Raw genomic sequence first — 22,073 nt, forward strand, 5'->3', positions numbered from 1 at the left:
CTCAGGTCTTGAATCCTGGAGCGCAGCGGTCTAAAATCAACATTTAAAATAACAACATGGCAGGAGGTTTTTTTGCGATTCTTGATGACATCGCAGCTTTAATGGACGATATTGCGGTAAGCAGTAAGATTGCTACACAAAAAACGGCAGGCATCTTAGGAGATGACCTTGCAGTAAATGCAGAAAAGGCAACGGGTTTCCTCGCGAGTCGGGAGCTTCCTGTACTTTGGGCAATTACTAAGGGATCCTTCGTGAACAAGCTCATCATCCTGCCGATTGCATTCCTTTTGAACTACTTCTTCCCTGTTGCGATCAAGTTTGCATTGGTTGCGGGTGGTGTTTACCTCGCTTACGAAGGCGTCGAAAAGATCATTGAATATCTTTTTCATAAGAAACAGGTAACCGATACCGTTGCCGCGCACATCGAAGATGCGGTGGACGATGAAAAAACAAAAATAAAATCGGCAATCACTACGGATTTTATTCTGTCTGTCGAAATTGTTATTATCGCGTTGGGAACCGTTTTAGAAAAAGACCTCACGACACAGATTATTACTGTCACGATTGTAGCCATACTCGCTACGGTTGGCGTCTACGGTTTGGTAGCGCTGATTGTCCGTATGGATGATGCAGGCTATCATCTGATTAATCGGACTAATAATAAAGGATTGTTGTCGAAACTTGGACAATTTCTGGTTTGGCTTTTGCCTATGATTATCAAATTATTGGCGGTAGTAGGCACCGTAGCACTGATTTTGGTTGCTGGTGGAATTTTCATGCACAATATCGACTATTTCCATCATTTTCTTCCTCAAATGCCTTCGATGGTAACAGAAATGCTGCTGGGAATTGCTGCAGGATTGGTTGCTGTGGCGGTGATGACGGTAGTGAAGAAGGTTTTTGGAAAATCTTCGCACTAAAAACAAGTCGCTTCTATTACGAATACACACCTATGTTGCTACGCGGTAAAATAGCTTTGCTTTTGATCAGTGAGTGAAAACGGTATTACTTTTTAGTGTTGTCCTGAAATAATCGGTGAAATGAATTTTTTAAGAAAAAGTATGGTTTTTCCGTAAAAAATGTTTGGGGAAATTCATATTTTTCCTTTATGGGAAGGGGATAATGGAAGTATTCCCTACAAAATTCCGTAATTATTTCAGTACGTGAAACCCGTAAAATTTGTTAATATTTCAGTTGCTGGTTAAACACTTAACTATTTTTAGACAACGCTTATCATTTCCACCGCATACAAACATCTCATAAGTCGCTCAAATCCTCAAAACGTTGCTTTGGTCTTTGTCTAAAAATAAAAAACTTACACTGTGATTCAGAGCAGGAAAGCGATTTGCTGAAAAGCATTATCATGCCCTGCCTTTTTATTATTTTTTAATCGTCAAATCGTCTCCTGGTCTTTATCCCAAAATAAAAAACCAACCCTTTTCAGGATTGGTTTTCAGTCGGGATGACTGGATTCGAACCAGCGACCCCTAGCACCCCATGCTAGTACGCTACCAGGCTGCGCTACATCCCGATGTTGGTTTGCAAATATATTTTATTTATTGAATTTGGGAAATATTTTTTTCAACCGAATTTGATGTTGAAGGCAAAGAGTCATTCACGCCCAATTTCTTATAGTACTCCACAATCGCAGCAAACTCATTTTCATGCATACTAATGTTGTTTAGGCAGTATTCATATCGTTTGTCTTTGGACAATACTACAAAAATATATTCAAGATTCCTGCTTACACGTTTGCGCTGCATCAGCGTTTCATGCACATCCTGCCAGCGTATCTGTTCATTGTTTACCCGTATTCCATGTTTATCCAAAGTCATCGTGAAGACATACTTTCCCGGAATAAACGTTTGTTGCAACCCGCTCCAACCTGTGGCAACAATGAATAACATGGCTGGATAAACAATAGGATGATCTGTTTCGCTTAACATTAAGCTTAAGCAATAAATCAACAGGCCAAGCGGGAATAAAAGATTCAGCCCGCCGACAAGTTGTTTCCGCAAGGACGGCTTGAGTACGGTAGCAATATCGGGTTTTGTGCGGTGTCGGTATTCAGCCTGCAGTTCCTTAGTAGTATATATCAAAGGCCTGGTGCCAGTTAACCTATCAATGAGGTTACGGTTTTGCAATTGCCGCTCGTAATATTGCTGTTTGGTTTTCATGGTACTAAAAATAATGAAATACTTTTTTAATCAATTCATTATACCACGCCAAAAGAGCCGTATTCTCGATTGTGGTATGCTTCCGACCACGTAACGAAACGTTTCGAACTAAGGAAATTGGAATCAACCAACATAGCTGGAGATGGTAGTTCGCGATTTTTCCATAACTTCGTGTCAGACATTTTTTAAAGACTGTCAAACACTTTTCTACCGGCTTATCTTCTGAAAAAGATAATATTACTTATGAAGTTATTTTACACTACGTTCCTCCTATGCATTACCGTCTGCTGCTTCAGCCAGGAAAACATTCTTAGTTCTTATTTTGATAATATCGAGTATGTAGATGATCTTAAAATGTATGGCGAAGAGATTTATTGCTCAGGATACAGCTTCGACACTACCATTGATGATGGGAATGCATCTGACGCCTACCTTGTGAAGTACGATAAAAACATGTTAAAGCCGCAGTGGACGCTAAAGGTCAGTGACGAACCCAGTAACAGGATTAACGCCGTCATTAAAATGAAGGACAGGATTTATGCGTTAGTAACACAAGGAACAATCCAAATAAATTCCGAGGATATTTATTTAAGCCTGTTTACCATAACATTGAACGGCGAAATTGAACAACGGCAGCGTATTGGAGCTTCTGTCCTGAACCCATCGAATTTTACAAGTGACGGTGACAACCTGTTTTTTGGATACCAAACTAAAACGGCTACAACTTATGGCGGCCAAGACGTGCGGTCCGTAATCGTCAAATACAATTTGGAAAACAAAACGTTCTACGGGCTGGAAAGCAGTGGTTACCAGCCCAGGGCTAAGAAGCTCCTGCTGCATCAAAGCGACGCGTACCTATCGGGGATCTATATCCATCCCGACCAGCAGAACTTCGTTTGCCTCAAGGGGAAAAGCCTTTCCGAAGTATCATTGAAAGCAAAGAAAACCGAGTATTTCCTTGACAGTTATTTCGCAGGGAATACGCTTACGATTGTATGCGTATTTCCCGGAGTGTATGGCGATCTGCAAAAATACCTGAGATACTATTATGTCAATACGGATACCAACGCTATAACTTCCAAAACGACTTATTATCAGGACATGGGTTGGAGTGATGTTAGGTTTGATACTTTTTCGGACGGCGTGACCACGTGGTTGATTGTTGAAGAAGTGGAATCTAAGCAGCTAAAATATGTCCAATTAGACAACATTGGCAAGATTCTGAAAACCCTGCCATTCGGCGAAGGAAATGGCCATAGAGAAAACTTCATTGTTACTAATGACGTCCTCATCAACGCAAGTAAGGGGAGCATCCGTGTCACCAGGCTGTGAGGTATGGAAAATAACCACTAAGTTAGACATCATAACAAAAGGTAACTTGTTAAGCAGGGTTAGCATCATTATCGAAGTGGCTTTGCTGGACGATGCCATTTCGTTTTTACCGAAATCGGCCTTACATTGAAGGAGCACGAGCAGGCCGGGTTACAAGACCCGGTTCACATCAGATAAACCCGTCGGACTTATGAAAATAACGCTTTAAGCATTAAAACCACGAATTTCGCTCATGGAAAAACACCGCATATTTACCACTGCTTTTGCCAGCGTCTACCCGCATTATATTGCAAAAGCAGCGAAAAAAGGCAGAACAAAAGCCGAGGTAGACACCATCATCTGCTGGCTGACAGGATACAGTCTCGACGATTTACAACGCCAAATTGATATAAAAACTGACTTCGAGACTTTTTTCGGCGAAGCACCAGAATTAAACCCAAATGTTTCAAAAATCACCGGCGTAATCTGCGGTTGGCGTGTCGAAGATATTGAAGATCCGCTGATGCAGAAAATCCGTTATCTGGACAAACTTGTAGACGAATTGGCGAAGGGCAAAGCGATGGAAAAAATCCTAAGGGGTTATTGATCGCTTTAAATATTTGATCTTGTTTTGAAGCACCCATTACAATAGATTCTGTCAATTGACAGCCATTTGCTATTGACGTTAAACTTCCAACCTTTAATAAAGCAGCACTCCCAACCACCGTTAAAAATAAAAGCCTCCTCTTTTTCCGGATGGCGTTCTTTAGCGATTTTTTTAGAAATTTACGGTACTGATCACATCCAACGTGTTACCATCGCCGTAAGCGTATTGCACGATTTTATTTGGACCCACAGCAATCAGGTGGGAATCCATTGGAATCACGTCCGTCAGATTTCCGGGATACGTATTTTGAAGCGACAAAGCATTGCTGTCTGTGGCATCAAATACTTTGAGTCCCTCATTACCACAGCATACAAAAAGGGTTTGGCCCTTAATGCCCAATCCATATGGCTGGTGTAACAGCGTCGTCGAAATCAGGGAAGGATTGTTGATGTCTGAAATGTCGATCACATTGACCTGGTCTTCGATAGCACCACACGTTGTCCCTCCGCGCACCGTAATGTAGGCCAGGTTCTCGTTTACCACCACCGGATCGCAAGCTGTTGCGTGGGAGAAGCCGGAAATAAATACAGGATTGAATTCGTCACTCGCGTCTACCACAAACATGCCGCTCGTGGATCCAATGAACAGGAAATCCTTCCTTTTGAATAATGTTTCAAATATGCCGCCGCCAAACCATTGCTGCATATAAATCTTTTTATCAAAAGCCGCGAGTTCCGGATTCGTAATATTGAAAACGTTCAGCGAAAAATTATCCACCGTGTACAAAGCATCATCATTGATTTGGAACTTGGCATACGAGCCTCCGGCACCGACTCCATTTACACCCCCCGATGCTGCTTCTGCCATAGCATCTTCGTAGACAGTTTGGTATTGTTCATCTGGAATATCCTTCATTTCAAGTCGGTATCCTGTGATGATCTGATCACTTTCAACAGCTACAGAAACGTCATAATACGTGGCCTCAGTTGGAAAAACGGGACTGAACTCGACCGAATTTGGTACCGTCCTGACCAAACTGATGTTATTAATGTCTGAAATATCAAATACAACCAGATCGACAAAATTGTCTGCATACAGGTAATGCCCTTTTACCGCAATATCGTGCACTCCTTCAAGATTAATGAATGCCATATTCACCGGCGCCGCAGGGTTTTCGTTGTTGAAAATGTGTATCCCGTGCTCTTTTGCGATGTAAAACAAATAGTGTTCCGCAACGTAGATTTTTCCATCAGAATTCGTTTGCCTTGCCGCAGAAATCGTGATTTCGCTGCGGATTTCGGACAGGGATTTTACAATGGGGACGGCAAAAAGTGCTGTTCCGCGATCATCATCTGACGAACAGGAACAGAGCATCAACAGCACAAAGGCGCTTATTATGGGTAACATTTTTTTCATAGCATCTGATTTTAAAAGCCAAACAAATATATCGAAAGTTATTGAAATCCAATTGCTTGAGACCAGGCTTTTCTTTTCAGCGAAATTCTTATCTTTAACCAAAACAAATCAAATGGATTTCACAAAGAAAATGCTGCGCGACGGCGCACTCGAAAATAAAGTAATCGTTGTTACCGGTGGTGGCAGCGGACTTGGCAAAGCCATGACAAAGTATTTCCTCGAACTCGGAGCCAATGTTGCGATCACGTCGCGCGACCTTGCTAAGCTCGAGAAAACCGCTGCCGAGCTCGAAAGCGAAAACGGAGGAACCCGACGGAGCGGAGCTAAATGCCTGCCCTTGCAGTGTGACGTGCGCGATTACGCGCAGGTGGAAAACATGCTTGATTCCGTCATCGCTGCGTTTGGAAAAGTGGATGTACTGCTGAACAATGCGGCCGGTAATTTTATTTCCCCAACGGAACGGCTTTCAGCCAACGCATTTGATACCATTATCGATATTGTCCTGAAAGGCACAAAGAATTGTACACTGGCTTTTGGGAAACACTGGATTGACACGAAGAAAAAGGATAATGTCATTTTAAACATTGTAACGACGTATGCATGGACTGGTTCTGCCTATGTTGTCCCAAGCGCCACGGCAAAGGCAGGAGTCCTTGCGATGACGCGCAGCCTCGCGGTAGAATGGGCAAAATACGGCATCCGCTCTAATGCGATTGCGCCCGGGCCATTCCCTACCAAAGGGGCCTGGGACAGGTTGTTGCCGGGTGATTTGGCAGAAAAATTTGACATGGCGAAGAAAGTGCCGTTACAGCGTGTGGGAGACCATCAGGAACTGGCCAATCTTGCGGCATACCTTGTTTCTGATTTTTCGGCGTATGTCAATGGCGAAGTCATTACCATTGACGGCGGAGAATGGCTTAAAGGCGCCGGACAATTCAATGTCCTGGAGGCGATTCCGGAACCGATGTGGGATATGCTTGAAGCGATGATTAAAGCAAAAAAATCGACTTAGGGAATTTAAAAATCTGAAAATGAGTCGTCCCGGTGATCCGGATTTGCGCTAGGGATGGAAGCGGCATCCTTTTTTAATCCCGAAGGGTTAAAAGAGATACAGCGCACAGCCCGGCCGGAGGCAGCGCCCTGAAAAAACCTGAGATAAACTGCCAGCTTTTAACGCTTTTGCCAATCATTTTCTAATTTGTAAATTTCCAAATTTTCAAATCCATTTTCCCATAATTAATTGTATTTTTACCGCTCCAAATTTTAAAAATTAAATGGGTAAAATCATAGCCATTGCCAACCAGAAAGGCGGCGTCGGAAAAACGACAACCTCTGTAAATTTAGCTGCCTCACTGGGGGTTCTTGAAAAAAAAGTATTGTTGATTGATGCTGACCCACAAGCGAATGCGAGTTCGGGACTGGGCATTGATATTGAAAATATTTCCATCGGCACCTACCAGATACTGGAACACAGCAACACACCACAGGAAGCCATTATTGCCTGCAGTGCGCCGAACGTTTCCATCATCCCGGCCCACATTGACCTGGTAGCCATTGAGATCGAGCTTGTAGACAAGGAAAACCGCGAATACATGCTGAAGGAGGCCCTCGCCGGAATCAAGGAGGAATACGATTACATCCTGATTGACTGTGCGCCCTCATTGGGTTTGCTTACCTTAAATGCACTTACCGCTGCGGACTCCGTAGTCATTCCGATCCAATGCGAATATTTCGCACTCGAAGGACTCGGCAAATTACTGAATACCATCAAGAGCGTACAAAAAATCCACAATCCGTCACTCGATATCGAAGGGCTGCTGCTGACCATGTTTGACTCGCGTTTAAGGCTGTCCAATCAGGTTGTTGAAGAAGTGCAAAAACACTTCAGCGATATGGTTTTCAAAACGGTGATCCAACGCAATGTAAAACTCAGCGAAGCACCAAGTTTTGGGGAGAGCATCATCAATTATGACGCGACGAGCAAAGGTGCTACAAATTACCTGCACCTGGCGCAGGAAATCATCAAGAAAAACAGCTAATCATGACCAAAGCGATAAAAAAACAAGCCCTGGGACGAGGATTATCGGCATTGCTAAAGGACCCGGACAACGACATCAAGTCGGCTGAAGATAAAAATGCAGACAAAGTTGTAGGCAATATCATTGAACTCGAACTGGATGCGATTGAAATCAATCCGTTCCAGCCGAGAAGTAACTTTAACGAAGAATCGCTTCAGGAACTTGCCAAATCGATTAAGGAACTGGGCGTGATCCAGCCGATTACCGTCAGGAAACTCGATTTTAACAAATACCAGCTGATTTCGGGAGAGCGAAGATTACGCGCTTCAAAATTAGCAGGGCTGGCCTCTGTCCCTGCGTATATCAGGATTGCGAATGACAACGAATCATTGGTCATGGCGCTGGTTGAAAACATACAGCGGCACGATCTTGATCCTATAGAGATTGCCCTTTCCTACCAACGGTTGATTGATGAAATTCAATTAACGCAGGAGCAAATGAGCGAACGCGTGGGAAAAAAACGCTCTACGATTACCAATTACCTGCGGCTGCTGAAACTGGACCCGATTATCCAAACCGGGATTCGCGACGGATTTATCAGTATGGGCCATGGCCGTGCGATCATCAACATTGAAGACCACGATGCGCAGACTGATATTTACCAGAAAATCGTCAGCCAGAATTTATCGGTCCGGGAAACGGAAGCATTGGTAAAAAATTACCAGGAAAGCCTGAAACCAAAGCCTGCCGCGAAATCAAAGCCTGCCGCTTTTAATGTTGAGGAGGACCAGCAAAAGGCAATAAACAATTACTTTGGAACCAAAGCCGAAATAAAGCTTGCCGGAAACGGGAAGGGAAAAATCACGATCCCGTTTCATTCTGAAGAGGACTTCAACAGGATCCTAAAATTACTGCAACCTTAGTGTTAAAAAAAACTTCCATATTGCTTTTGTTGCTGTTCAGCATGGTTTTGTGTGCCCAAACAAAAAAACCACAGCCGTTGCTGGTCATTGACACTACAAAAGCGAAACCACTGAATCCGTTGGCACCGACGAAAGCCGCGTTTTATTCGGCGATACTTCCCGGACTCGGCCAGGCGTATAACAAAAGGTATTGGAAAATCCCGATTGTTTACGGTGCCCTGGGAACCGGGGTTTATTTCTTTATGGACAACAATAAGAAATACCATCGTTTCCGCGATGCGTACAAAATCAGGATTGCCGGGGGCAAAGATGAATTTGACGGGCAATACAGCGATGCCACATTAATCAACGCGCAGAAAGTTTTCCAGCGCAACAGGGATCTTTCATTCCTGATCACCGTTGGGCTATACGTTTTGAATATCGTCGATGCCAATGTCGATGCGCATTTGCTGCAATTCAATGTAAATGACAATCTATCGCTGCGTCCGGATTACTACCAGAATGATATCAATTACAAACACAATGTTGGCCTTTCACTGAATTACCAATTTTAGTTTCCCGATGAAGATAGCACTTTTAGGATATGGTAAAATGGGCAAGGTGATTGAAAGAATCGCTTTGGAGCGCGGCCATGAAATTGTGTTGAGAAAAAGAAGCCGGGATTCGTTTGAAGGACTGGAAAGCGCCGACGTCGCTATTGACTTTAGTGTCCCCGAAGCCGCGGTAGCAAACATTTCCGCCGGTTTTCAATACCATGTTCCCGTAGTTTCCGGCACCACCGGATGGCTGCAGCATTATGAAGACATGGTAACGCTTTGCCAAAAAAGCAATGGTGCCTTCATTTATGGGTCAAACTTTAGCCTGGGCGTCAACCTGTTTTTTGAGTTGAATGCACATTTGGCCAAAATGATGGCGAAATTCGGCCAATACAAAGTATCCATGCAGGAAGTACACCACACACAAAAGCTTGACAAGCCCAGTGGAACGGCGATTTCACTTGCCAATGGGATCATTGCGAATACCAGTTATGAAAACTGGACATTGGCAGCTCCAAAAACAACAGACATTGCTATTGAAGCGCTTCGGGTAGAGAATGTACCCGGGACACACGCGGTTGTTTATGACTCAGAAATTGATTCGATTGAGATTAAGCACACTGCGCACAACCGTGAAGGATTTGCCTTTGGTGCTGTGATTGCGGCGGAATGGCTGCTGGGCAAAAAAGGGGTTTACACGATGAAAGATGTATTGGAACTGTAACATTTATCAGGAAAACCTACTTAATAGAGACAAGAATAAAAATATAGCTAATAAATAAAGCCTGACAATATGAGTTTATCTGAATGGTTCGTCTTCTTTTTACTGATACAAGTTGTACATTTTGCCGGAACATGGCGTCTTTACACAAAAGCAGGACGAAAGGCCTGGGAAGCGGCCGTACCGGTTTACAATGCGATCGTCCTGATGAAAATCATCAACCGACCGACATGGTGGACGGTGCTTTTGTTCATCCCTATCGTCAACCTGATCATGTTTCCGGTGGTCTGGGTAGAAACCATCAGAAGTTTCGGTAAAAATTCAACTGTCGATACTTTGTTGGTTCTTTTCACCTTTGGTTTTTACACGTATTATCTAAATTACACGCAGGACCTCAAACATTTAGAAGGCAGGAGTCTGGTTGCAGCGACAAAAATTGGTGATACCGTCAGTTCCCTGTTGTTTGCCATTGTTGTTGCCACCATCGTACATACTTATTTCATACAGCCGTTTACGATCCCGACCGCATCGCTCGAAAGAACACTGCTTGTAGGCGACTTCCTTTTCGTATCAAAAGTGAATTATGGTGCACGTGCCCCGATGACCACTGTCGCCGCGCCGATGGTACACGATACCTTACCGGTCGTGAAAACCAAATCCTACCTGAACTGGCCGCAACTGCCATACTACAGATTTCCCGGATTTGAAGACATCAAGAAAAATGATATTGTGGTTTTCAACTGGCCTGTCGATACCGTTCATGTATTTTTTGACAAAAGCGGGCGTAAGGCCGTCAATAAACCGGTGGATAAAAAATCAAACTACGTAAAACGCTGTGTCGGAACGCCTGGTGACCAACTTGAAATCAAAAATGGCGTCGTATTTATTGACGGAAAAGAATTGATCTTGTCCGGTAGGGCGAAGGTCCAATATATGCACAAAATATATGCTGCAAAAGAAGGCGTCAATACTGAAATGCTGAAGTCTATGGGCATTAATGATTACCAACGCGCTTATAAGGTACAGCTAAACTCAAATGAGCAATTCAATATGATCAGGCCGTACCTTACCGGCAGTGATGAGAGTTTTGTATATACCGGGCCGAGAGGACTTCCAAATTCCGTACTGCAGAAAGCCGGCGTCTTTGCGCAGGAACAATACAAGGCGGATAACTTTGTTGACCTTACTTTAAAAGAAGCTGAGATTTTGCGAAAAAATCCTGCGATTGATTCGGTAGTACGCTTCAAGCCTGAGGCACATGACATGAAGGTTTTCCCACATAGCGGCAAATGGTCTGAGAGCGATTTTGGCCCCATCAGCATTCCAAAACGTGGTGCAACTGTGCAGCTTACCTTTGAGAATCTGCCTTTGTACAAAAGAATCATTTCTGTTTATGAGAAGAATACACTGGAGTTGAGAAACGGCCAAATCCTGATCAATGGCAAGCCTTCGACAAGCTACACATTCCAATTGAACTATTATTGGATGATGGGTGACAACAGGAACAAGTCAGAGGATAGCCGTTATTGGGGCTTTGTCCCTGAAGACCACATTGTAGGCAAGCCGGTGTTCATATGGATGAGTATTGATGGCATCAATGACGGATTTAAAAACTGGAGTATTCGTTGGGACAGGTTGTTTACGACGGTCGGTGGTGATGACGAGCCTTACTCCTACTTTAAATTTTTCCTGATTGCGCTTGCCGCTTATATTGGGTTTAGTTTCTACATGGGCAAACGAAAAGAGCGAAAAGTGTAAATACGATGTCGATCCTTATCCATCCAGCCTATTTTCCGAGTATCAGTACATTTGCCGCGATGGCACAGGCTGAGACGATCACTTTTGAAATGGACGATAACTTCCAGAAGCAAACCAACCGCAACCGGATGTATATTTACAGCCCAAACGGTATTCAATTGTTGAATATTCCGGTAAAACATTCAAGGGAACATGCACACCAGAAAACCCGCGATATTAAACTGGAAACCGCTTTTGACTGGCAAAAACAGCATTTTAAGTCTTTGGAAGCAGCTTACCGAAGTTCCCCATTTTTCGAGTATTTTGAGGATGCGATCATGCCCATTTTTGAAAAGAACTATATGTTCCTGATGGATCTTAATCTCGAAACCATCGACATCGTCAGCCGTTGCTTAAAACTTGATTTAAAGTATACCAACACCACCGAATATTTTAAGGACGCGAGTGGCCTTAAAGATTTCCGTTATTTGGCAAATGGTAAAAAAGACAATGCACAACTGGAACCTTATACGCAGGTTTTCGGGGAAAAGCATGGGTTCCTGAATAACCTCAGCGTACTGGATTTACTTTTCAACGAAGGGCGACATGCGCTGGATTATTTAAAAAGACAGCGTTTATAACATCTCTTATTTCTTCCGATCCGATAGGACAGCCATTATAGGGAAATGATCGGAATCGACTGTTTCAGGATAACTGCAGAAAAATTTTGTATCGAATTTATTGTCTGCAAAAATATAGTCAATCCTCGCCGGATAATAATTGAAATCGTACGTCTTTCCAAATCCTTTTCCGGCTTCCACAAAACAATCATTCAAATCGCCCTTGATATTTCGATATACATAGGAAAATGCGCTGTTATTCATATCGCCGCAAATGATTATTGGGAATTTACAGTCCTGTTTGTGCTTCATTATAATTTCAGCCTGTTGTTGCTGTTTACGAAAAGCGGTACCGATACGTTTAAACATCATTTCGGATTTCTTTTGGTCGATTTCGTTGATGTCTTCAGAAATATCGTGCACGTCCGGACTAATTTTTATCGACTGCAGGTGCATGCTGTAGACCCGAATGGTATCCTTACCGCGTATGATATCCGCAAAAATGGTGTTGTTGCTCGAATTGGGAAAAACGATATTTCCTGAGTTTACAATCCTAAATTTCGAAAAGATAGCCTGACCGGATTTTATCTTGTTGCCTTTTGAAAAAATATAGTGGTATTTATAGGCTGAATCATTGAAATCAGCCGCATTCGAAAATTCCTGGATGCACAGTATTGACGGCTCTTTCTCGTTAACAAAATCGGAAATCTCAATCGGAACGGTTTGCTTGTCTGACCAGCCAAATTTATTGAAAAGCCTTACATTATAACTCATCACGGCAAAATCGTTGTCCTCCTTTACATAGTCTGGCGCAGCGAATTTGTAAAACTTATTGATGAATGTAATCCCGATCAGCAGCACGATTCCGGATAACAGGATTTGCCTTTTAAACTGGATGGCCCAATACCCGAAAAAAATAAGATTCAGGATTAACATCATGGGCAGGCCCAAGGTGAATACAGACAAGAAAGGAAACAGTTTTGGTGCAAGAAATGGGAGGATATACGCGATGAACGTGCACACAGCCAGAACTATATTGCACACAAACATGATCTTATTGAATAAAGAAAGGTTCTTCATTAACGCGTATTGGTTGGTAAAACTGCACTAATCTACAAACTAATAGCGACTTATGAAATTATTTACTGGCATTGAACAAAAAATCCTTTTCCTGCTGCGTGAGGCTGTCATAACCGGACTTGCTGATCTTGTCCAATATCTCGTCGATTTGCTGCTGTTTTGGGTCCTTTCCGGAAGATTTTGGCGTCTCAGGTACCATTCTCCGGTTTGAATTGCGATGTACTTTTTTAAATGGCGTCTTCTTTGCCGGCCTGAATAGCCCCATGACCCAATCCGTTACTACGGTGACGCCTTTACTAAGGTCAATCCCGCGGCGAAGCAATACAATATAAATGAAACCAAAGAACGCGCCTGCCAGGTGTGAAATGTGCCCGCCCGTATTTTCAACGAGGATATACATCAGGTCAAGTACAAGTAACACTGCAGTCAGATGCCACAATTGAATCCTGCCAATCAAGAGCAGCCTGATTGGCATTCGCGGGTTGTACGTTGTCGCCGCCATCAAGATGGAGATAATTGCTGCAGAAGCCCCAACGATACTGGAATGATAACCAAGCAGAAAAAAGGACAGGCAAAATACGAGACCGGCAAATATGGCGCTTAGGAAATAAAGTCCCAACAATTGCTTTTCCTTAAAGTACGTGAGGAACAACATGCCGGAAAAATTCAGCATAAGCATGTTAAACAAAATGTGCATAAAGCCACTGTGCAAAAAGGCATAAGTAACTAACGTCCAGGGATGTGATAATACAATCAATGGATCAGGGGAAAGTGCAAGCCAATCGGGATAGGAAAAACTGGCTCCCTTGAAATTATAAAACAAAATAATCGACACTATAAAAATGCCAATGTTCCAAAAAATCAACTGTTGGGTCACTCCCCCCAACTTGTATTCCAGTTTTAAATCGTCAAATAGTCCCATAAATTAACTCCAGCGATTGTGATGAAACTTCTGATTCTTCCACACCAACATCATGATAAAACCAAACAATGCGCCGCCGACATGAGCGAAGTGAGCAATCCCGCCACCGGTATTGTCGCCAAAAAGCGAGCTTCCTTTGATACCCATAAACAAATCAATTGCAATTAGTCCCGGCACCACATACTTGGCTTTAATCGGTAGTGGAATAAAAAACAAGGCCAGCTCAGCCGAAGGAAACATAAAGGCAAACGCAACCAATAATCCGTAGATCGCTCCTGAAGCCCCAACCGCAGTTCCGAAATACGCATCGGTAAAATTCTGAAACTCGGAACCGGGCAATAGCTGTTCCCACCTTGTATTAAATTTACCTTCGTTTAAAGTGCTTAAAATTTCGTCTTTCTGAAACCCATTGTTTACAAGTATATCAAGTCCATGATGAAAGAAATAATAATTCACACCCGTATGCAATAAAAATGCTCCGACTCCGCACGAAAGATAAAAAAACAGGAACTTCTTTGCGCCCCAGAAATGTTCGAGCATGGATCCAAAAGATACCAACGCAATCATATTAAAAGCAATGTGCATAATGTTTGGCAACGGTGCATGCATAAACATACTGGTCAACGGCTGCCAAACTTTGAAATGAGGATTCTCAAAATAAAAAAGAGAAAATTGCTGGTAAGCAGCGTTTGACTCGGCAGGGGTCCCCATCAGCTGACAACCAATAAAGACAATAATGTTGATTATCAGCAGCTGCTTGACAACCGGGGTCATATCATTCATCATAAAGCAAATTTTTTGTCGAGGTCTTCCACACGCATGGTGATGAAAGTTGGTTTTTGAAAAGGCGACACATTGGGTTCTTTACAGGCGAAAAGCCCATTAACCAGATTCTCCTGTTCCTTTTCTGTTAAAAATGTCCCGGTTTTCACGGCCAGACTTTTCGCCATCGACTTGGCAATGCTGTCGTTTTGGCTAAAACTGTTTTCCGGTATACCGTCCTGTAAGTCCCCCAATAATTGTTCCAATACGATAGAGGCTTCACTTTCGGAAACATTGACAGGCAATCCTGAAATTACGGCATGATCTGCGCCGTGTGTTTCAAATACAAAGCCCGTATTGACCAACGATTCCTCGAGTTCTGCAATCAGCTCCATCTCTGTTCTTGAGAAATAGAGCGTTAATGGAAAAAGCAATTGCTGGCTTGCAGCCTGCCTGACTGTCATGTTTACCAAAAAACTTTCATATAATATTCTCTGGTGGGCACGCTGTTGGTCAACGATAACCATCCCTGATTTGATGGGATTGACAATGTACTTCTTATGGATCTGGAACATTTTCGCGACCTCATGCCTGGATTCCTCCTCGTCAAAAAGGGAAGCGGTAACTTCTTCATGCTCAAAATGAATTTCAGCAGGCGGCGAAATGGTTTCCGTGTCGTGTTTTAACCCAACATACAGGCCTTCCCAATGGCTGGTATCCGGTTTCTTATAAGTCTGGCGTTGCTGCCGGTCCTCTGCAAAAGGGTTAAAGGACCTGTCCACCTGAACCGTCGGAACGGATGCTTCCTGATTTTTGTAATCATAAGGCGTATCCAGATTAGGATCGCGCTCAAAATCGAGCACTGGCGCGACATTAAATTGTCCTAAGCTGTGTTTAATCGTCGACCGTAAAATCGCATACAAGGCGTGTTCGTCATCAAATTTGATTTCTGTCTTCGTGGGATGAATATTGATATCTATCGTATGTGGCGGCACATCAAGATAGATGTAATAACCCGGCTGGCAGCCCTCCTTAAGCAGTCCTTCGTAGGCAGCCATCACCGCATGATGTAGGTATCCGCTTTTTATAAATCTGTCGTTGACAAAGAAAAACTGCTCTCCCCTGCCTTTTTTGGAGAATTCAGGCTTGCTCACGAATCCCGTAATGCTTACAATGTCTGTCGATTCTTTTACCGGCACAAGTTTTTCGTTCGTCTTTCCGGCGAAAATATTCACAATCCGCTGCCGTATGTTTGACTGCGGCAGGTTGAACATCTCGCTGCCATTATGGTATAGTGTGAAGTGAATATTAGGATGCGCCATCGCGACCCGCAGGAATTCATCGATAATATGCCGCTGTTCGACAACATCTGATTTCAGGAAATTGCGCCTGGCAGGAATATTAAAAAAAAGATTTTTTATGGCAAATGAGGTTCCTTTTGGCAGTACCGCCACATCCTGAGAAACAAATTTACTGCCTTCAATGATGATGTGCGTGCCCAATTCATCCTGATCCTGCCGTGTTTTCATCTCGACATGGGCAATCGCAGCTATCGACGCCAATGCTTCTCCACGAAAACCTTTGGTATGCAATGAAAACAAGTCTTCGGCCTGTCGTATTTTTGAGGTGGCATGGCGCTCAAAACAAAGCCTTGCATCGGTGACACTCATTCCGGCGCCATTGTCGATGACCTGCACCAACGATTTGCCTGCATCCTTTACAATCAGTTTGATATCGGTAGCTTTCGCATCGACTGCATTTTCAAGCAGTTCCTTTACGACTGAAGCAGGACGCTGCACCACTTCACCGGCCGCAATCTGGTTGGCGACATGATCGGGAAGCAATTGAATTATACTCGGCATTTCACATTTTTGATTAGGAAAGCGCCGCAGGTTTTTCGCCCACGAACGACTTCCAAAGTTACACAAATATTGCAGAAACCCCCAACCAGAAAGATGAAATATCTCCCCATTTCCATAAAAAAACCCGTTCTTTTTGAACAGGTTTCAGTCTTATTTAAGGCTTTACTTTTCTATGCGGTGTGGTTTATCTTCAATTTGAATCGCACCCTGCTCCAAAAGGTTTTGCGTGGGAAAATGATAACCCATATTGGCTTGCTGCCGAAGGAATGCCATTTTTATCGCAGCGATTGCCGCTTCAGTCCCCTTGTTGCCATGCTTGCCGCCACTGCGATCAATGGACTGCTGTTCGTTGTTATCGGTAAGCACACAAAAAATAACAGGCACGTCGGTATGGATGTTAAGATCCTTGATGCCCTGTGTCACCCCTTCGCACACAAAATCAAAGTGCTTGGTCTCGCCCTGGATCACACTGCCAATGGTAATCACCACGTCCGGCTTTTGTGTTTCAATCATTTTTTTGGCCGCGTAAACCAATTCGAAACTTCCGGGAACATTCCACCGGATGATATTGAGGTCTAAGGCACCACAATCCAACAAGGCGTTGATCGCCCCTTTGAAAAGACCTTCCGTGATATGATCATTCCATTCAGAAACAACAATCCCAAACCGAAAATCTTTCGCGCTTGGGATTAGAGTTTTATCGTATTCTGATAAATTTTTATTTGCTGTAGCCATATTCAGTAGTTTAAGGTTTTGATTGCGGATTGAGACGTCAAGTCCAACATCGCAGCCCCTCTCTCAATACGCGCGATACTAAAAGCTAAGTTTATTGAGCCAATCCAATCAATGCGTCAATATTCTGCGCTGACTGGGTGTTGTCGTAAGTATCTTTAATTTCACTGAAATATTTTAAAGCATCTGCTTTGTTTCCAAGCTCCAGAGATACTTTTCCTGCCTTCAACAGAAAACGTGGACGTACGGCATCGCTTTTTGAAACATCAGCCGCCTTAACGTAAAAATCCAAAGCTTCTTTGTATTGCTTTTTCTCCGCATGTGCATCACCGATTGCACCTGTAGCCAAAGCACTCAGGAAGTCTTCTTTAGACTTAAATTTTTCAAGGTATTTAATGGCATCGTCAAATTTACCTGTATTTAAAGAAGCCATACCGGCATAATAATTAGCAAGATTTCCGGCGTCAGTCCCTGAATATTTATCGGCAAGGGTTACAAAACCGTATTTTCCTTCGCCTCCTTTCAATGCCAGTGTGTAAAGCGAATCCGGGTTCACCCCTTCAGTAGCCTGTTGGAAATACTTCTGTGCCTGGAACATTTCTTTGTTTGCTTCCTGCTCATTGGCATCCACAACAAATTTCTGGTATAATAAATAGGATACCGCCACAATAGCGATCACAAATACCGCACCGAAGATCACTTTCTGGTTCCTTGCAACAAATTCTTCCGTTTTGGAAGCCGTTTGGTCAAGAGAGTTAAATACACTCGCCGTTGTACTGTCTTTTTCATCAACATTCAGATTTGTGTCATCGACAAACTCGTTATCAATTTTCTCTTCTTTCGGTTTTGGTGCTTTATATCCTCTTTTGTTATACGTTGCCATCTATCTTAGTTTAGTGAGGTGCAAAAATAAAATTTTTATTCAAATTCAAAAGATGTTTTGTCGATATTTTTCAATAATTTGCGGGCTACAGAAAAAGCGCCTTTGCCATTCTGTTTTAATACGGTGCTGCATGTAGCATTTACGGCGATTTACGGGATGTATTTAAAAAAAATTTCACTCTTCAATTACAAGAATTTTTCGGAAGCCGACTTCGATTTTGACCACAAAATCAATTGTTTTGTGGGCAAAAATGGAATAGGAAAAACCAATGTGCTTGATGCGATCTACCATCTGTCGTATGGCAAAAGTTATTTTAATCCCTTAGCAGTCCAGAATATCCGCCACGGAGAAGAGTTTTTTGTCATCGATGGCGAATTTCATAAACAGGATCGCGACGAACAAATCGTATGCAGCCTGAAAAAAGGCCAGAAGAAAATTCTGAAGCGAAATGGCAAGCCATACGAAAAATTCTCAGACCATATCGGTTTCATTCCGTTGGTGATTATTTCTCCCGCTGACCGCGACCTGATCATTGAAGGCAGCGAAACAAGACGGAAATTTATCGACAGCGTCATTTCACAACTGGATTCCCAATACCTGCAACAGCTGATTCAATACCAAAAAGTGATTGCACAGCGGAACGCTTTGTTAAAGTATTTTGCACTGAACCACGTTTTTGAAACGGATACCTTAAACATATACAACAATCAGCTCGATAAGGCCGGCCATACGATTTATGAAAAACGAAAAGCGTTTCTCGCTGAATTTATTCCGATTTTCAACAAACACCACCAGGCGATTACCGGTTCAGAAGAGACCGTTCAACTTGTTTATGAAAGCCAATTGCATGACGGCAACTTACGGGATTTGCTGGAGCAGAGTATTGCCAAAGACCGTATGTTGCAATATACCAGCACCGGAATCCACCGTGATGACCTGGCTTTTGAAATCGACCACCACTCCATCAGGAAATTTGGTTCACAAGGACAGCAGAAATCGTTCCTTATTGCTTTAAAATTAGCCCAGTTTGAATTTGTAAAGAAACAAAGTGGTGAAAACCCGATTTTGCTGTTTGATGATATTTTTGACAAACTCGATGAAAGCCGCGTCGGAAAAATCATCGAAATGGTCAACAACGACAGTTTCGGCCAGCTTTTTATCTCAGACACCCACCCGCAACGCACGGAAGACATTGTCAGGTCGACACACCAGAGTTACAGAATTTTTAATCTCTAGCATCTTTTCAACGCTTTACCTATATTTTTTTCTTAAAACAAAAAATACTTTACTTTAGCAATCTCATTTTAAATCGCTTCTCAGATGAAATTCAGGCTTGTACTTCCCTTATTAATCTGCTGCTTTCTGGCAAGCTGTCAGGCACAGACCGCTAAAAAATACGAAACAATCGCGCCATTGGCTTTCGCTGAAAAAATTAAGGCAACACCTGACGCCCAGATTCTGGATGTGCGCACCCCCGAAGAATATAATGACCAGCATATCGACAATGCCAAAAACGTAAACTGGAACAGCGATAATTTTGCCGAAAAATCGGCTGCGTTTGACAAGTCGAAACCGGTGTTTGTGTATTGCATGAGCGGAGGACGCAGCAAACAGGCATCGGCAAAACTTTCTGAGCTTGGATTTACGACCATCTATGAGTTGCAGGGTGGCATCCTAAAATGGAATGCGGCTGGCCTTGCGCCTAAAAACGACAGAATCATCGGCATGTGCAGCCAGGAATACAAAGAGCTACTGAATACTGACAAAAAAGTATTAGTCAATTTTTATGCAGAATGGTGCGCACCATGCAAACAAATGGCACCGTATATGACAAGGCTGCAGTCGGAATTAAAGGACAACGTCGTCATTATCCGATTGAACGCGGATGAAAATAAGACGCTTATTTCAGAAATGAAAATCGATGAATTGCCGGCGCTTTTCTTATACGAAAACAAAGAAGTAAAATGGCAGCATTCAGGATTTATCAGCGAAGAAGACTTAAAAAAACAACTGTAAAATGCTTACCAAAGAATCGCTTAAATTTCTTTCTGACCTGAAAGCCAATAACAACCGTGAATGGTTTTTGGCCAATAAAAAACGATACGAAAGCTACAAAGCCGATTACCACAAACTCGTAAGTGATTTTCTGGACGTGCTCAAGCCCCTGGATCCGGCGCTGGAACACCTGGAGGTAAAAAACTGCACATTCCGGGTTAACCGGGATATTCGCTTCTCAAAAGATAAATCACCATATAAGGACCACATGGGATTGTGGTTTTCGGGCGGGACCAAAGGCACTAACAGGCCGGGATACTATGTTCACATCGCACCGGAAAACTCGTTTATAGCCGGCGGATTTTACCAGCCTGAGGCCGATGAGTTAAAGAAAATCCGCAAGGAAATTGCTTTCTTTTACGAAGACCTGGATGCCGTTGTGAAAAACAAAAATTTCAAAAAGGCTTTCGGGGGACTGGATGTCAATGAGAACAATTCATTAAAAACGATGCCAAAAGGGTATGAAAAAGACCATCCGGCAATCCATTTCCTGAAGCTTAAAAGTTTCACCGCAACGAGCAACTTTAATGTTAAGGAAGCACTGGAGAAAGATTTTGTCACCAATATGGCTAAAAAGCTAATCCTGCTTAAACCTATGAACGATTTTATCAGCAGAGGGCTTACCCAAAACGATTAACGAATGACCCAAAAAAAGAAAATCCTTTTCCTTGGAGAATCCTACCGCGCTGACGCCATCACCTGGATGAACGGACTGAGGGAATTTGGCGATTTTGAAATCATCACCTGGGAATTGAAATCTTCAAATTCCGGACTTAACCGTATCAAAAGGCTTTTTGAATTTAAACTTGCCTTGTTGCATATCAGAAAACTGATTCGACAGCACAATCCTGACATGGTGATCGCTGAGCGTACAACCAGTTATGGATTCCTGGCGGCGCTTTCCGGTGTAGAGCCTTTTGCAATTGCACAGCAGGGAAGAACGGATTTGTGGCCCGAAAATTCGATACTACTGCCCTTAAAACGTGCCATTCAGAACTATGCGTTCAAGAAAGCGACGCTCATACACGCGTGGGGACCGGTAATGATCATTTCAATGCGGGAAGCGAATGTGGACATGACGAAAGTGATGGTTTTGCCGAAAGGCATTAACTTAAATTCTTTCCATGTAGCTGCTAAAAATCCCGTTACGACAATGAATGCGATCGTTACGCGTTCATTGCTTCCGGAATACCGGCACGATACCATATTAAAAGCTTTTGAAATATTAAACCGGGAAGGCGTAGATTTCGTACTTAGAATTGTCGGTGACGGCAAAGAACTGCAAAATTTAAAAAACCTGGCCAAAAAATTAAACATAGATCAAAAGGTAATTTTCCTGGGACGAATCGATAACCGACTGTTGCCCGAATTATTACAACAATCCAACTATTACATCAGCATGCCGATTACGGAGGGGGTTTCGGCATCGCTGTTTGAGGCTATGGCCGCGGGTTGCTATCCATTGGTTACCGATATTCCGGGCAACCAAAGTTGGATACAACACCGTCAAAACGGCCAGTTGATCGAAGTCGACAATGCGAAAATGCTGGCCCACGAAATAATGTGGGCAAACCAAAACAATGAAACCATTCAAACCGCTGTAAAAAATAACCGAGATTTTGTTGAAAAAAATGCCAACTACAATGTAAACATGAAAATCATTGCAGACCGGTATCACGAACTGATCCATAATTTTAAAAAGCGATAGCTA

Annotated in this window: 22 protein-coding genes and 1 tRNA gene; 14 read left to right on the plus strand and 9 right to left on the minus strand. The window is 43.0% G+C overall.

Annotation, left to right across the window (positions count from 1 at the left end):
* Positions 1 to 56: 56 nt before the first annotated feature.
* Positions 57 to 920, plus strand: coding sequence for a DUF808 domain-containing protein (locus tag CFE23_RS08480; RefSeq protein ID WP_291086729.1), 864 nt, complete (start codon positions 57 to 59; stop codon positions 918 to 920).
* A 537-nt stretch (positions 921 to 1,457) separates the two neighbouring features.
* Here CFE23_RS08480 and CFE23_RS08485 read toward each other — a convergent pair.
* Both CFE23_RS08485 and CFE23_RS08490 read right to left on the minus strand, forming a co-directional pair.
* A tRNA-Pro gene (locus CFE23_RS08485) sits at positions 1,458 to 1,531 on the minus strand.
* A gap of 25 nt (positions 1,532 to 1,556) precedes the next feature.
* Entirely contained in the window at positions 1,557 to 2,177 is a 621-nt protein-coding gene (locus tag CFE23_RS08490; RefSeq protein ID WP_291086730.1) for a hypothetical protein, read from the minus strand.
* A 243-nt stretch (positions 2,178 to 2,420) separates the two neighbouring features.
* Between CFE23_RS08490 and CFE23_RS08495 the strand changes: the two genes are divergently transcribed.
* On the plus strand, positions 2,421 to 3,509 hold the full coding sequence (locus CFE23_RS08495; RefSeq protein ID WP_291086731.1) for a hypothetical protein: 1,089 nt from the start codon (positions 2,421 to 2,423) through the stop codon (positions 3,507 to 3,509).
* A 232-nt stretch (positions 3,510 to 3,741) separates the two neighbouring features.
* Positions 3,742 to 4,095, plus strand: a complete 354-nt coding sequence (locus CFE23_RS08500; RefSeq protein WP_291086732.1) for a DUF2200 domain-containing protein — start codon at positions 3,742 to 3,744, stop codon at positions 4,093 to 4,095.
* A gap of 171 nt (positions 4,096 to 4,266) precedes the next feature.
* On the opposite strand, the gene CFE23_RS08505 is transcribed toward CFE23_RS08500, so the two are convergent.
* The gene (locus CFE23_RS08505) at positions 4,267 to 5,511 is read right to left on the minus strand and encodes a hypothetical protein (RefSeq protein ID WP_291086733.1); all 1,245 of its coding nucleotides are present in this window, start codon (positions 5,509 to 5,511) and stop codon (positions 4,267 to 4,269) included.
* A 112-nt stretch (positions 5,512 to 5,623) separates the two neighbouring features.
* On the opposite strand from CFE23_RS08505, the gene CFE23_RS08510 reads away from it, so the two are divergent.
* The 7 genes from CFE23_RS08510 (at position 5,624) to CFE23_RS08540 (ending at position 12,087) form a co-directional block, all read left to right on the plus strand.
* Positions 5,624 to 6,523, plus strand: coding sequence for an SDR family oxidoreductase (locus CFE23_RS08510; RefSeq protein ID WP_291086734.1), 900 nt, complete (start codon positions 5,624 to 5,626; stop codon positions 6,521 to 6,523).
* Positions 6,524 to 6,785: 262 nt separating this feature from the next.
* A complete protein-coding gene (locus tag CFE23_RS08515) occupies positions 6,786 to 7,550 on the plus strand; it encodes an AAA family ATPase (RefSeq protein WP_291086735.1) in 765 nt (254 codons plus the stop codon).
* A 2-nt stretch (positions 7,551 to 7,552) separates the two neighbouring features.
* Positions 7,553 to 8,452 (plus strand): ParB/RepB/Spo0J family partition protein, encoded by a 900-nt coding sequence (locus CFE23_RS08520; protein WP_291086737.1) that lies wholly within the window; start codon positions 7,553 to 7,555, stop codon positions 8,450 to 8,452.
* Between the two features lie 41 nt (positions 8,453 to 8,493).
* Positions 8,494 to 9,006: a DUF5683 domain-containing protein gene (locus CFE23_RS08525; RefSeq protein WP_291086901.1), complete on the plus strand. Its 513-nt coding sequence runs from the start codon at positions 8,494 to 8,496 to the stop codon at positions 9,004 to 9,006.
* A 7-nt stretch (positions 9,007 to 9,013) separates the two neighbouring features.
* Positions 9,014 to 9,712 carry a 4-hydroxy-tetrahydrodipicolinate reductase gene (gene dapB / locus CFE23_RS08530; RefSeq protein ID WP_291086738.1) on the plus strand — a complete coding sequence of 233 codons (699 nt, stop codon included), beginning with the start codon at positions 9,014 to 9,016 and terminating at the stop codon, positions 9,710 to 9,712.
* Between the two features lie 69 nt (positions 9,713 to 9,781).
* Positions 9,782 to 11,467 (plus strand): signal peptidase I, encoded by a 1,686-nt coding sequence (gene lepB / locus CFE23_RS08535; protein WP_291086740.1) that lies wholly within the window; start codon positions 9,782 to 9,784, stop codon positions 11,465 to 11,467.
* A 5-nt stretch (positions 11,468 to 11,472) separates the two neighbouring features.
* Positions 11,473 to 12,087: a WbqC family protein gene (locus CFE23_RS08540; protein WP_291086742.1), complete on the plus strand. Its 615-nt coding sequence runs from the start codon at positions 11,473 to 11,475 to the stop codon at positions 12,085 to 12,087.
* Positions 12,088 to 12,093: 6 nt separating this feature from the next.
* Here CFE23_RS08540 and CFE23_RS08545 read toward each other — a convergent pair whose 3' ends face one another.
* The 6 genes from CFE23_RS08545 to CFE23_RS08570 all read right to left on the minus strand — a co-directional run bounded on the left by CFE23_RS08545 (position 12,094) and on the right by CFE23_RS08570 (position 18,307).
* A complete protein-coding gene (locus CFE23_RS08545; protein WP_291086744.1) occupies positions 12,094 to 13,146 on the minus strand; it encodes an endonuclease/exonuclease/phosphatase family protein in 1,053 nt (350 codons plus the stop codon).
* 58 nt (positions 13,147 to 13,204) lie between these two features.
* Positions 13,205 to 14,068 carry a rhomboid family intramembrane serine protease gene (locus tag CFE23_RS08550; protein WP_291086745.1) on the minus strand — a complete coding sequence of 288 codons (864 nt, stop codon included), beginning with the start codon at positions 14,066 to 14,068 and terminating at the stop codon, positions 13,205 to 13,207.
* A 3-nt stretch (positions 14,069 to 14,071) separates the two neighbouring features.
* Entirely contained in the window at positions 14,072 to 14,851 is a 780-nt protein-coding gene (locus CFE23_RS08555) for a rhomboid family intramembrane serine protease (RefSeq protein WP_291086903.1), read from the minus strand.
* On the minus strand, positions 14,851 to 16,692 hold the full coding sequence (gene mutL, locus CFE23_RS08560; protein WP_291086746.1) for a DNA mismatch repair endonuclease MutL: 1,842 nt from the start codon (positions 16,690 to 16,692) through the stop codon (positions 14,851 to 14,853). Before mutL ends, CFE23_RS08555 begins: the two co-directional genes overlap by 1 nt.
* A gap of 162 nt (positions 16,693 to 16,854) precedes the next feature.
* On the minus strand, positions 16,855 to 17,427 hold the full coding sequence (gene ribH, locus CFE23_RS08565; RefSeq protein ID WP_291086748.1) for a 6,7-dimethyl-8-ribityllumazine synthase: 573 nt from the start codon (positions 17,425 to 17,427) through the stop codon (positions 16,855 to 16,857).
* Between the two features lie 91 nt (positions 17,428 to 17,518).
* A complete protein-coding gene (locus tag CFE23_RS08570; RefSeq protein WP_291086750.1) occupies positions 17,519 to 18,307 on the minus strand; it encodes a tetratricopeptide repeat protein in 789 nt (262 codons plus the stop codon).
* A gap of 156 nt (positions 18,308 to 18,463) precedes the next feature.
* Between CFE23_RS08570 and recF the strand changes: the two genes are divergently transcribed.
* The 4 genes from recF to CFE23_RS08590 all read left to right on the plus strand — a co-directional run bounded on the left by recF (position 18,464) and on the right by CFE23_RS08590 (position 22,070).
* On the plus strand, positions 18,464 to 19,543 hold the full coding sequence (gene recF, locus CFE23_RS08575) for a DNA replication and repair protein RecF (RefSeq protein WP_291086905.1): 1,080 nt from the start codon (positions 18,464 to 18,466) through the stop codon (positions 19,541 to 19,543).
* Positions 19,544 to 19,627: 84 nt separating this feature from the next.
* Entirely contained in the window at positions 19,628 to 20,323 is a 696-nt protein-coding gene (locus CFE23_RS08580) for a thioredoxin domain-containing protein (protein WP_291086751.1), read from the plus strand.
* Position 20,324: 1 nt separating this feature from the next.
* Entirely contained in the window at positions 20,325 to 20,999 is a 675-nt protein-coding gene (locus tag CFE23_RS08585) for a DUF2461 domain-containing protein (protein WP_291086752.1), read from the plus strand.
* Positions 21,000 to 21,002: 3 nt separating this feature from the next.
* Positions 21,003 to 22,070: a glycosyltransferase gene (locus tag CFE23_RS08590; protein ID WP_291086753.1), complete on the plus strand. Its 1,068-nt coding sequence runs from the start codon at positions 21,003 to 21,005 to the stop codon at positions 22,068 to 22,070.
* The last annotated feature ends 3 nt before the right edge of the window (positions 22,071 to 22,073 follow it).

Source organism: Flavobacterium sp. BFFFF1 (assembly GCF_002256285.1).
GTDB lineage: Bacteria > Bacteroidota > Bacteroidia > Flavobacteriales > Flavobacteriaceae > Flavobacterium.